Annotated in this window: 11 protein-coding genes and 2 tRNA genes; 12 read left to right on the forward strand and 1 reads right to left on the reverse strand. The window is 45.1% G+C overall.

Annotated features, from left to right (window positions below; translation table 11 throughout):
- Positions 1 to 18 precede the first annotated feature (18 nt).
- The 6 genes from cas5b (at position 19) to QW087_03015 (ending at position 6,386) form a co-directional block, all read left to right on the forward strand.
- Positions 19 to 744 (forward strand): type I-B CRISPR-associated protein Cas5b, encoded by a 726-nt coding sequence (cas5b, locus tag QW087_02990; protein MEM2943690.1) that lies wholly within the window; start codon positions 19 to 21, stop codon positions 742 to 744.
- Positions 728 to 3,205, forward strand: coding sequence for a CRISPR-associated helicase Cas3' (gene cas3 / locus QW087_02995; protein ID MEM2943691.1), 2,478 nt, complete (start codon positions 728 to 730; stop codon positions 3,203 to 3,205). Before cas5b ends, cas3 begins: the two co-directional genes overlap by 17 nt.
- Positions 3,202 to 3,702 (forward strand): CRISPR-associated protein Cas4, encoded by a 501-nt coding sequence (gene cas4 / locus QW087_03000; protein MEM2943692.1) that lies wholly within the window; start codon positions 3,202 to 3,204, stop codon positions 3,700 to 3,702. The genes cas3 and cas4 overlap by 4 nt, the downstream gene beginning before the upstream one ends.
- A 4-nt stretch (positions 3,703 to 3,706) precedes the next feature.
- Positions 3,707 to 4,699, forward strand: coding sequence for a type I-B CRISPR-associated endonuclease Cas1b (gene cas1b, locus QW087_03005; GenBank protein MEM2943693.1), 993 nt, complete (start codon positions 3,707 to 3,709; stop codon positions 4,697 to 4,699).
- On the forward strand, positions 4,686 to 4,967 hold the full coding sequence (cas2, locus tag QW087_03010) for a CRISPR-associated endonuclease Cas2 (GenBank protein MEM2943694.1): 282 nt from the start codon (positions 4,686 to 4,688) through the stop codon (positions 4,965 to 4,967). The genes cas1b and cas2 overlap by 14 nt, the downstream gene beginning before the upstream one ends.
- Before the next feature lie 270 nt (positions 4,968 to 5,237).
- Complete coding sequence (locus QW087_03015) at positions 5,238 to 6,386, forward strand: site-specific integrase (protein MEM2943695.1); 1,149 nt, start codon at positions 5,238 to 5,240, stop codon at positions 6,384 to 6,386.
- A gap of 42 nt (positions 6,387 to 6,428) precedes the next feature.
- Here QW087_03015 and QW087_03020 read toward each other — a convergent pair.
- Positions 6,429 to 6,503, reverse strand: a tRNA-Ile gene (locus QW087_03020).
- Between the two features lie 162 nt (positions 6,504 to 6,665).
- On the opposite strand from QW087_03020, the gene hmgA reads away from it, so the two are divergent.
- The 6 genes from hmgA (at position 6,666) to QW087_03050 (ending at position 12,523) form a co-directional block, all read left to right on the forward strand.
- Positions 6,666 to 7,814 (forward strand): hydroxymethylglutaryl-CoA reductase (NADPH), encoded by a 1,149-nt coding sequence (hmgA, locus tag QW087_03025; GenBank protein MEM2943696.1) that lies wholly within the window; start codon positions 6,666 to 6,668, stop codon positions 7,812 to 7,814.
- Between the two features lie 70 nt (positions 7,815 to 7,884).
- Positions 7,885 to 8,865, forward strand: a complete 981-nt coding sequence (locus tag QW087_03030) for a D-glycerate dehydrogenase (GenBank protein ID MEM2943697.1) — start codon at positions 7,885 to 7,887, stop codon at positions 8,863 to 8,865.
- A 1-nt stretch (position 8,866) separates the two neighbouring features.
- Positions 8,867 to 10,192: a glycerate kinase gene (locus tag QW087_03035; protein MEM2943698.1), complete on the forward strand. Its 1,326-nt coding sequence runs from the start codon at positions 8,867 to 8,869 to the stop codon at positions 10,190 to 10,192.
- A 28-nt stretch (positions 10,193 to 10,220) separates the two neighbouring features.
- On the forward strand, positions 10,221 to 11,879 hold the full coding sequence (gene pheT, locus QW087_03040) for a phenylalanine--tRNA ligase subunit beta (protein ID MEM2943699.1): 1,659 nt from the start codon (positions 10,221 to 10,223) through the stop codon (positions 11,877 to 11,879).
- 55 nt (positions 11,880 to 11,934) lie between these two features.
- A tRNA-Ser gene (locus QW087_03045) sits at positions 11,935 to 12,021 on the forward strand.
- Between the two features lie 283 nt (positions 12,022 to 12,304).
- Complete coding sequence (locus tag QW087_03050) at positions 12,305 to 12,523, forward strand: hypothetical protein (GenBank protein ID MEM2943700.1); 219 nt, start codon at positions 12,305 to 12,307, stop codon at positions 12,521 to 12,523.
- Positions 12,524 to 12,562 lie beyond the last annotated feature (39 nt).

Raw genomic sequence — 12,562 nt, forward strand, 5'->3', positions numbered from 1 at the left:
GACCTGCGGGATGCAGCGATGTTGCCAACAAGAGTCATTGCGTTCGATATATGGGGAGACTATGCTTGCTTCAGAAGGGGATATACGACTACTTCTCCCATCACATATCCAGTACCGCCACGAACTGTTTTGGCAGGGATACTTTCGGCCATATTGGGAAAAGAAAGGGACTCTTACTATGATCTGTTCAATAATTCGGAAGTTCTTTTCGGACTCCAGCTTCTGTCACCGATAAGGAAAATCAGGATAATGCAAAACCTCATTGATACGAAGCAGGGTCTTAATCTCCAAGAAGCAAGGGGGCAAAGGACACAGATCCCATTTGAGTACGTGAAAAGGCCACACTATAGAATCTTTTGCTGGATATCAAACATGGAGGATTATGATAAACTAAGAGAGCTGGTTTCGAGGCACAAATCCGTGTACACTCCATACCTCGGAATATCAGAGTGTTTAGCTAACTTCGGTTTTTTCGGCGAGTTTTTGGAAGTGCGCGAAAAAAAGGCGGAGTCAGATTGTGTCGACATTTCGACAGTAATCTTAGGAGAGAATTTCCAAATAAAGATAGAGCCTGGAAAAAGATATGGGAAAGTGAGGATCCCGCACACGATGAACTCCAAGAGAGTCGTAACTAAATTTGCTGACATAATTTATGAGGAGAACGGAAATACGATCAAAATTACGAACGGTAATTATTACGAACTAATCAATAATAATGCGAGGATAAATGTCGTGTTATTCTGAATTGAAATCACACCCTGGAAAACTGTTAAAAGATCACCTGAGAGAAGTCGGCAATTCTTGTAAACAGATAGTAAAGTCTCTTCGCACTAAAAATAATGAGCCGCTTTCAGACTTTGCATATCTGATGGGCATCTCTCACGATTTCGGGAAGGGCACAACCTTTTTTCAGGATCATCTAGATAAAGGAATAAAAACAGAAAAATCATACCATTCGAAATTATCGTCCGTCTTCGGTTATTATATTTGCAAGAAGTATTCTGAGACTAACGAAGTATCTTTAGGATATGACATTCCGATCGTGGTGTGGCTCGCGATTATGAAACATCACACTGATATCTCAGATCTCGTTGGAAATGATGGCGAACTGGAGAAGTTGTGCGAGAGTGACGTTGAAAAGAAGCAGATTGAGGATATTCGGAGCAACACCTCAGAAATTGTCAAAGATATATACTCGGAACTCTTGGATTTTGAAATATCGTTAGAGGAATTCTTCAAGAATTACGATTCTCTTTGCAACGAAATAAGAGATAGATGGGAGTCTATCATCATTATTGAAAAAAAAGGTTGGGAGTATTATTTTCTAACAATGTTTCTTTACTCAGTGCTTTTGGATGCTGATAAACTTGACGCCTCAGATATATCATATAGTCAATTGGAAGAAGAAAGAAAGAAATGGAGAGAAATTACCAACGAAATTGTGGATAACTATAAAGAAATGAAATTCGAAACAGGTCACCCAAGCGCGATAAACGAAATAAGATCGAAGGCATACACCGAGGTTATTTCAGAACTGGATAATGTAGATCTTACTGGAAAAAAGATCTTCACGATTGAGTTACCAACGGGTTGTGGAAAAACCATCACGGCTATCTCAGCAGCATTGAAAATTCGAGAGCGGATCAAAAAAGTATACGGCTTTTCTCCAAGGATAATATATAGTCTCCCTTTTTTGAGCATAATTGATCAAAATGCAAATGTTCTAGCAGAGATTCTCGCGAACCATGTAAAGGATAAATCTCAAGAAATTGCAACAGATGATGAAGATGCTCGTTCACAAGAAAGAGAAAAGACGAGTTCCAAATCCGTCCCAACAAGCCTACTAATGAAACACCATCATTTATCAGAGATCAGATATGTGGGTGATAGGGAGAAATTCGATGTTGAACAATCCCTACTCCTTATAGAAGGGTGGCATTCAGAGGTCATTGTCACAACATTCGTTCAGCTCTTTCATTCGCTCATAACCAACAGGAATAGATCCGCGAGAAAATTTCACAACATGGCTAATTCCATCATTATATTGGACGAAGTTCAGGCGATACCTCATCGCTATTGGCTCCTTGTCAAATGTGCCCTCAATTATCTTGCGAAAAGGTTCAACAGCTGGATCATTTTGATGACCGCAACAATGCCACTTATATTTAATCCTGATGAAATCTGCCCTCTTGTCAGGAACAAGACCGAGTATTACAAGCAATTCAATCGAGCTAGATACTTTTTCTGTAAAGAAAAAAAGGATATTGAGGAACTCGCCGAGATAGTACTTGACGACATCATCAATTCCGACAAAAATATTGGTGTCATTCTTAATACCATAGACTGCTGCAAGGAATTGTATAATATCCTAAAAAAGCGTTTGACTGAAAAATATGGAAACCCCAAGATTTGCCAAAAGTGCGGCGTAGCAGAGTTCTGCGGTATCTTGCTATTCAACCTATCAACTCATATTTTGCCAAAACACCGCAAGATGCGAATTGAGTTGATTAGGGACGAAAAAGAGAAGAGAAGAAAGATTGTTATTACTACTCAACTGATCGAGGCCGGCGTTGATATCGATCTTGATGTTATATACAGAGATTTTGCACCTCTTGACGCCCTCATACAAAGTGGCGGCAGATGCAATCGAAATAATCGAGAAAAAATGGGATTGGTTAAGATTGTCCAATTAATTGATAAGAATGGTAGGCAATATTCTAGCTTTGTTTATGATCCAACTTTATTGAGCATTACGCGAGAAATAATCGAAAGTGAATTTGAAGAGAGTAGATTCCTAAGTTTGATCGAGAAATACTTTGAGAAAATCTCCAGAAGAGGTTCTGATGATCCCTCAGAGAAAATACTGAGTTCCGTGAGATACCTCGAGTTCTCCACAATCGGCACTTTTGAACTCCTTGAGGGCAATTTCAGAGAAAGTATCAAGATTGATAGCTTCGTCAAAATCGACGATGAGGCGAGAAGAATCTGGGACGAATATGAATCCATCCAGAAAATAAAGAATGGATTTGAAAGAAGATCTAGATTTCTCCAGATCCGAAATAGATTTTACGATTATGTAATATCTATAGATCGAGCATGTGTCCAAGACAGGATGGTTGATGAAAACCTTGCTCACATAACGTCTGCGGAATATGATTTGGAAATAGGATTCAAGCCAAAGAAAAACTATTCATTCATAATATGATCGTGGAACGAATAACACCGACACTGGTTTGGTATTACTATATATGCCGAAGAGAGGTTTGGCTGATGGCACACGATATCTCCCCCCAGGAAGACGACAACCTCATAGAATTGGGGAGGACTATTCACGAACACACCTACAAAGATGAAAGAAAAGAGATCGCGTTAGATGGAATGAAACTTGACATGATAAAGAGGAGTGATGGTGCATACATTGTTTGTGAAATCAAGAAATCATCGAAATTCGAATTTTCATCAAGAATGCAATTGGCTTATTCATTGTATAAACTGAAAGAAATGGGAGTTGACGTAAAGGGAGAATTACTCATTCCAAGAGAAAAGAAAAGAATTTTCGTCGAGCTAGACCATGAGTTAGAGGAGGAAATCAAACGGGCAATCGTGGAGATAAAAGAAATTGTTTCTAGGGAACTTCCGCCGCCACCTGAGCGAAATAAATTTTGTGGAAGTTGCGGATATAGACATTTTTGCTGGGCGTGATTATATGAAGAAAACGTTTTATATATTCTCGAATGGTGAGCTCCACCGAAAAGAGAATACCCTTTGTTTTGAAGGAGATAAGGGCAGGCAGTATATACCAGTTGAAAGTGTTTCTGAATTTTTGATCTTTGGCGAAGTGACGATGAACAAGAAACTACTTGAATTTCTTTCACAGCAAGAAATATTACTCCATTTTTTTAACTATTATGGATATTATATTGGAACCTTTTATCCAAGAGAACATTATAATTCAGGTCTTATTATTCTTAAGCAAGCCGAACATTATTTAGACGATACGAAAAGGATAGAACTTGCAAGAAAGTTTGTTGAAGGGGCAGTTGCAAACATGTTGCGAGTGCTGAAGTATTATGCAGCGAGAGGAATTGACCTTGCACCTTACATTGAGGAGCTAGAATCTATTAGTGGAAAACTAAAAGAAAATTCCACAATCGAACAGTTGATGGCTCTAGAAGGTCTGGCGAGAGAGGCTTACTATGAGACCTTTAACCTGATAATCGAAGATCCTGAATTTCGTTTGGATAAAAGAGAAAAGAGACCTCCGACGACAAGATTAAATTCATTAATAAGTTTTGGGAACAGTCTCTTATATGTGGCACTTCTAAGTGAAATCTACAAAACACACCTGGATCCGCGAATTGGTTTCCTTCATTCAACGAATTCAAGAAGATTTACACTTAACCTAGACGTCGCTGAGATCTTTAAGCCGATTATTGTTGATAGAACTCTTTTCAGTCTCCTAAACAAAAGAATGCTGGATTCTAGTCATTTCGTGAAAGAACTGAATGGTGTATATCTTAATGAAAAAGGCAGGGCAATTTTCGTTAATGAGTTCGAAAATAAATTGGCATCAACCATTAAGCACGATAAACTAAAAAGAAATGTATCATATCGTTACCTTATGAGAATGGAACTCTTCAAACTGGAAAAACATCTTATCGGTGAGGAAAATTACGAGCCGTTTCTTGCAAGATGGTAGGAAAATGTATGTAATTATGGTCTATGACATCAAGGTTGAACGTGTTAATAAGATCTTGAGAATTGCTCGGAAATATCTCACTTGGATTCAAAATTCGGTATTGGAGGGTGAAATCACGGATGCAAAATTCGAAAGATTAAAGTATGAATTGAGAGAGGCGATCGATGAGGCTGAAGATTCAGTTGTCTTTTATCTATTGAGAACGACTCGGTATTCTTCTAGGGAAATTATGGGTGTGCAGAAAGGTGGAGAAATTAGAATTCTTTAATCGTCATCGTCGTCGATATGCGATATGATAAAATCGACAGGGTATCGACGAATTCCCCTTCTGCGTAATTATAGAAAAGTTCTTCTATTGTGGCTGATTATAAAGTTCAAAATCAAGCAAATCTCATCAATTCCGAGTCTCTGAGATTATTGAAAAAGAATTGTAACTATGGAAAATATCCAGCAAGAAGTCATAAAAACGAACGAAGGGTCCAGAGCCTACCTATAAGGGATTGAAACTCGCCAAGGTCGTCCCGCCGGAGGTTGAAGGATGAAGACAGACGCAGCCTGGCCGTTTGATCTCGGGGACTTCGCCGCGGTGTCCCCGGGCGGTACTCCAGACGGGATAGGGCGTGCGCTTTTTTCGCAAGAGGAAGGGGGGATGGGATGCTATATGTCTTCGCAAGAGAATGCAGGTGGTAGAGATGCCGACGAGAGAGAGGCGTCTCTGCTGCGAGCTCGAAAGGTATCTGATATCCCTGGCAAGAGGTGGAAGAGCGAATCACGAGACGATAGTCCAGTATCGGAGAGAGATCTCGAAAGCTCTCGGATCTCTCAGGCGTGCGGGCTCGAGTCGGATCCCGAAAAGATCGGGAAGAACGAGCTCGAGTTCTTGCGGTGGCAGGAGTGGAGGGACGAGACCTCTGCGACCCAGAGGTGGAAGTTCGCGATTCTGAACGGATTTCTGAAGTATTGCGGAAATTCGATCTGGGACAGGATGACGTGGACGTGGCCTCAGGACTCGAGGATCTTCGTGGACTGGCTGAGTCCCGAGGAGACCATCAAGATGCTCAACTCCGCGAGAGGGGTCGAGAGGATCGTGATACATTTAGAGCTCAGGCTCGGACTGAGACGTGTCGAGGTCAAGAGGCTGAGGATCTCGGACATATACCAGTATCATATTGGCGCGGAGAATGTTGGATACATGAACATTCACGGAAAAGGTCGCGCTGGCGGGAAATGGAGAACGATCGCATTCGCGCCAGATACACAAGAAGAGATCGAGGCATGGATGCGGGAGAGGGACCGCATGATCCGAGAGGGACTCGCGAAGTATCCAGAGCAGAAAATCCCGAGCCAACTGGTGATCTACTGTCGCCACGGGAGGCTTGGCTCGTATGGGGATACGGCTCTGGACAATATTGTGATACGGGTCGCGAAGCGATGCGGTATCGATCGACCAGTATCGAACCATACATTACGACGGACTTGCGGGAGAAATCTGCATTTGGCGGGAGTCTCAATAGAGGAAATAGCCTCGCTTCTCGGACATTCGGATACGAAGCAGACAATGGAATATCTGGGTCTGACAATAGACGATCTGAAGAGAGCTCACGAGCTCGGATATTCATATCTCAAGGCTGTCGAGAAGAATGGGATAGAAGTCCCGCAGATCCTCATGAAAAGGGTATCAAGATAATTCGGTTGGAGCCAGAATATTATAAGAATAAATATATAAAGATGGGCCCAAGGAGATTTGGACTCCTGACCTCCCGGTTATCAGCCGGGCGCTCCAACCAGGCTAAGCTATGGGCCCATTAAGCAGTTGGGAATATGTAGAACCATTAAAAACCTTTCCTCAGAAGTGATATCAGGTGACACGCATGCATCGATCATTGGCGACTTTGTTCTCTAATATTAAGGTACTTTCAAAAATGAAGGCTTAATAAATGAAGAAGCCGATTGTAGTTCGGTCTCCATGTCAACTGGCTTGAAAAATAGGGGTAGGAACAAAGAAGATGTCGAAGATCGAAAAAAGGCTGTTGAGGAATTCGCAGGAGTGAAGCTCGAATGCATTTCATCCTATACCATTGATCCACTTCTCGCATCAAAGAATATAGAGAATATGATAGGTTGCATTCAGATGCCATTGGGTTTTGTCGGTCCTCTTAAGGTGAAAGGTGATCATGCGAAGGGCGATTTCCTCGTTCCTATGGCAACAACAGAAGCAGCACTTGTCGCCTCAGTGAACCGAGGCTGCTCCGTAATCACGGCAGCGAATGGCGCGAACGTCATCATTATGCAAGACTTCATGACGAGGGCCCCAGTTTTCAGAGTAAGGGACATTCGTCATATGGCTGAGGTTACAAAATGGATTGATGATCATTTTTCTGATGTGAAGAAAGAAGCGGAATCGACGACGAAGCACGGTAAATTGATGGAAATCCAGCCATTTGCCGCCGGTCGCTCACTTTTCCTCAGGTTTTGTTATGAAACCGGGGATGCAATGGGCATGAATATGGCAACGATTGCCACTGAGGCCGCATGTAAACTGATCGAGAGGGAGACTGGTGCCGTTCTCATCTCCATTTCAGGCAATCTCTGTACCGACAAGAAGCCGTCGGCTGTCAACTTCATCCTCGGAAGGGGAAAGACCGTGCACGCAGATGCGCTGATATCTGCTGACATTGTGAAATCGAAATTGCATACCACACCTGAAGCTGTGGTGGAAGCCTCTTTCAGAAAAAACCAAGTAGGAAGCGCATTGGCGCTTGCCTACGGCTTTAACGCTCATATTGCCAATATTCTAGCCGCAATTTTCATAGCAACAGGACAAGATCCTGCGCAAGTGGTCGAGGGGAGCATGGGAATGACGACGTGTGAGGTAGTCGATGGTGCTCTTTATATTTCGCTGAGAATCCCATCACTCGAGCTTGGGACAGTCGGAGGGGGTACAAGGCTCCCGTGCCAGCAGGAGGCGCTTGCAATGATGGACTGTCTCGGGGATAATAAAGCGAAGAAATTCGCAGAAATCGTCGCTGCGGTTGCACTTGCCGGAGAATTATCGACATTGGCTGCGGAAGCAGCTGGGGAATTGGCAAGTGCGCACAAGGCGCTGGGTAGATAATTCGGAGCCGATGCTATGAAAAGCTGAATTGAAAACAATTGAAATAATCTCTTGATAATACGTTTATGCGATGAGTCAGTTCGAGGTCTTGATCACGAGGAGGATTCCTGAAGCTGGTCTTCAACTTTTGCATGGTGAGGTGTTCATAGATATTTTCGAGGGGGAAGCGCCGATCACTCGAAGTGAATTGCTTGCTAGAGTTCGAGGAAAGCATGGACTCCTGTGCCTCCTCAGCGACGTAATTGACCGCGAGGTGATGGAGGCCGCTGGACCGCAGCTCAAGGTTATTTCGAACTACGCGGTTGGCTACAATAATATCGATGTTGAAGAGGCAACGCGGAGGGGAATTCTTGTGACTAACACCCCCGGCGTTTTGACGGAAGCTACAGCAGATCTTACATGGGCGCTCATAATGGCCTGCGCGAGAAGAATTCCCGAATCAGACAAGTTTGTACGCGAAGGAAGGTTTGTTGGTTGGGATCCCATGCTCCTGTTGGGACAAGAGGTCTATGGCAGGACGATCGGAATTATTGGATTGGGGGATATCGGTACCGCCGTGGCAAGGCGGGCAAAAGGATTCAACATGAAGATTCTTTATCACAATCGAAAAAGGAACGTTGAAGGGGAAAAAGAAGTAGGAGCGGAGTACAGATCTCTCGAGGACCTCCTCCGAGAATCAGATTTCGTCACCTTGCACGTCCCCCTTACGAAGGAGACTTACCACCTTATCGGAGAAAGAGAACTGAACCTCATGAAAAAAAGCGCAATCCTTGTGAATGTTGCCAGGGGAGAAGTGGTCGATGAAAAGGCGCTCATTGCTGCGCTGAATGAAAGGAAAATTGCGTATGCTGGGCTGGACGTCTTTGAAAATGAGCCACATGTAAATCCTGAGCTATTCAAATTGGAAAACGTTGTGCTGACGCCACATACTGGTAGTGCGACTTATGAATCGCGCAACAGGATGGCAATCATGGCCGCAAGAAACCTTCTCGACGGACTCAAGGGAAAAAGGCCGCACAATCTTGTGAACCCCGCTGTCTGGAAGGATTGATGTGAAAATTCTTAACAGAGACGAGTTGTTGCGAACCGGGAATTCTGAGATTCGGGCGAAAATGCTTGATATTGTGGAGACAGCTGTGAACGCTGTAGATCCATACACATGCATAAAAAATGCAGTAAAAGTGGATGGAAGCACAATGAGTGTATCGGGCGAGCTTTATGACCTCCAGTCTTTCAAAAGAATTTTTGTTGTTGGCGCTGGTAAAGCATCTGCTAGAATGGCAATGGCACTCCACAACTTACTCGGAGAAAGAATCACTGGGGGATTCGTCAACGCATTAGAAAGCGGAAAAGTGGGGAGTATCGTCTTGAATAAGACTACACATCCTCACCCGGGTACCGAGGGTTTGCAGGGCGCATTGAGGATCAAGGAGATATGCGAGAGCGCCGGCGAGAGGGATCTCGTCATTTGTGTTATTTCGGGCGGCGGGTCCGCGATGATGCCGTGTCCAGTTAGAGGTGTCACGCTTGAAGACAAGAAAAAGACGGCAGAGCTGCTCATGCTTGCCGGTGCTTCAATCGAAGAGCTTAATACCGTCCGCCGGCACCTCTCGCAACTCAAAGGCGGCAATCTCGCGAGGATCGCGTATCCTGCGACGGTGCTCAGCCTAATCATTTCCGATGTGATCGGGGACCCCCTCGAGAGCATTGCATCTGGCCCGACAGCCCCCGATCCAACAACATTTGCCGATGCGCTTCATGTACTCGAAAGATATGGGGTCTTCGAACAGGTGCCTGCGTCAGTGAAGGAAAAGTTGGCTGCAGGGGAAAGGGAAAATCCCAAGCCAGGCGATCCGATTTTTGAGAAGGTTAAGAATGTCATAGTGGCAAGCAATACCATCGCACTTGAAGCGGCGCTTGCCAAGTCGAGGGATCACGGCTTTGAATCTCTTATTCTGACTTCATCGATGAGGGGAGAGGCGAGGAATGTCGGCACGGCCCTTGCTCGCCTGGGCAACCAAATTCGCCAGTCCCTCGATTCAAGTCAAATGAAGATGATTATCGCCGGGGGAGAAACGACGGTCACAGTGAAAGGAAGGGGAAGGGGCGGACGGAACTGCGAGCTGGTGCTCAGCGCCTTGTTCGAATTAGAAGACGGCATCACCTTGCTTTCGCTTGGAACCGATGGTATCGATGGAAACACGGATGCGGCTGGTGCGATAGCAGATGCGAGTATGTTCAGAGAGGAAGCGTCGCGGTTCCTTGCCAATAACGATTCGTATTCGTACTTCTTGAAATACGGCGGATTGATTTTCACTGGGGCTACAGGTACAAATGTCTGCGACATAGTCCTTCTGGCCGTTTCAAGAAAAGCATAAATAAAGATATCCCTATGGCCTCTCTGTTATGCCAGTTATTAGTTTCAAGTACGATGACCTCATCCAACTTATTGGGAATGAAGTGCCACTACAGAAGATTCTTGATGAATTGCCGATGATGGGAGCCGATTTTCATAGTTACGACGAGGGGACAGGCGAAATCATGATGGAATTCTTTCCAAACAGGCCTGATCTTTACTGCGTCGAGGGCATCGCGCGGGCGTTGAGATCCTTTCTTGGCTTTGCGCCAGGGATAAGGCAGTACCCCATCCGCGCTTCTGATATTGTGATGAAGCATGACAAGAGCACAAAGGATGTGAGACCCTTCTTCGTTGGTGGAGTTGTTCGCAACGTGACCATGTCGGACGAACTTATCCGATCGCTCATGGGACTTCAAGAAAAGCTCCACCTGACGATCGGCAGAAAGAGGGCAAAAGTTTCCATAGGAATCCACGACCTCGATCGTGTGGAGCCACCTTTCACTTATAAAGCCGTAAGACCTGACGAAATCTCGTTTGTTCCCCTGGGCAAGAACGAAGCAATGAACTTGCAGGAAATTTTGGAGAGGCATGAGAAGGGAATTGAGTATAGATATATCCTCGAGGGAAAAGAAAAGTATCCTATTATCGTCGACCGCCGGGGAGAGGTGCTTTCTTTCCCCCCGATCATCAATGGCCAGCTTACTGTCGTGACCGAGAAGACAAGGAACATCCTTATCGATGTCACTGGCACCGATTTCCATGCCATTTCTGGAGCCCTAAACATCGTGGCGACTGCCATGGCTGAGAGAGGGGCTGAGATCGAAACGATCGTGATTGAAAACGAGGAAGGGAGTATTGTTACGCCCGATCTCAACCCAAAGAGGATGAGCCTTGGCGTGGAGGAATGCGAGAAGCTGCTCGGTTTGAATCTAGACGTGAATGTCATCGTTCGATGTCTTGAGAGGATGGGTTATGGCTGTGAGATTCGAGACGACTCCATCGAGGTCTTTGTTCCTGCCACCCGAATGGACATCCTTCATACGGTTGACCTTATTGAAGACGTAGCGATTGGCTACGGGTACGAGTCGTTCGGCCGCATCCTCCCGCGCTGCCAGACGATAGGCGGGGAAATTCCACTCGAAAAAGCGGCCGCTCTTCTGAGAGACATGATGGTAGGTCATGGGTATTTGGAAGTGACGACGCTCACGCTTTCGAGTCCGGAGGAACAGTTCATCAGAATGAGAATTGAGCCAATTGATTTTGTGGAAATTCTGAATCCGATAAGTCAGGATCACTCCTGCCTGAGGACGCATCTGCTTCCCAGCCTCCTCGCTCTACTGAAGAAAAGCAAGCATCGAGACCTTCCCCAAAGGATTTTCGAGATCGGGGACGTGGTCATCGGGACAAAGCGCAGAAAACACATTGCTGCTATTTCGCTCCACGCAAAGGCTGGGTTCACTGAGATGAAGTCTCTTGTTGAAAGCATCATGAGAGACTGCAGCGCCGATTTCAAATTGGAGCCCTCGTCCTTTGGCATGTATATCGATGGTAGGCAGGCGGCAGTGGTGAACAGCGAGGGTGTCGTAGGGCATTTCGGAGAGGTGCATCCGGAGGTCCTTGAGAATTTCACTCTTGGCTATCCCGCCGCGGCGATGGAATTCAATGTCGAGAGGCTTCTTGCTGGCAAGATTGAAAGAGTTGTGTAGTCTGAAACCAGAAATTCTAATAGGAAAAATTTGATGAAGGGTTCATCGGGAAGGTGCCGAGGTAGCTAAGCCCGGATCACAGCGCCGGCCTTGAGAGCCGGTGGTGCTCTGCACCACGGGAGTTCGAATCTCCCCCTCGGCGCTTCTTCATCTTAATAATCTGAGCCTTGAGTCTTCGCAGTGGATGTTTGAGGAGTCTGCGCATAGTTTTAATGAATTTCAGTTTCTTGAAAAGAAAAAAACATAAAAGAAAAACTGCGGGGAATTGAGGAATATGTTGAATTTCTTCTTCACTGATTTATACAAATTGCTTATATTATAATTATATATTAACAATAGATAAAATACTGGAAATTAAAACCGAAGGTATTATGTCAAGGTATGTTAATACATAATTAAACCGGTATTAAGGAGGAGAGGGACGAATGGTAGAAGTCGAGATCACCTACGGAGTCCCGGAGGAGATTATCCCTGAGGTAAAAAAGAAATTCAAGGACGAAAAGGAAAACAACTTGCGCGTGACAAAACCAAGGCCGGCGCATCCACCGTATTATGCTGCTGGCGATCCGCGCGCAAACCCTGAAAAGATAATCTTCAACGGCAAGGAGTATTGGGTCTGGCGAGTGACTCCTGGAAGGAGATAGGGGGTGCCCTGCGTCAATGGACTGCGAGTCTTCCGACTT

The sequence above is a fragment of the Methanomassiliicoccales archaeon genome, from assembly GCA_038850735.1.
In the GTDB taxonomy this organism is placed as follows: Archaea; Thermoplasmatota; Thermoplasmata; order Methanomassiliicoccales; family JACIVX01; genus JACIVX01.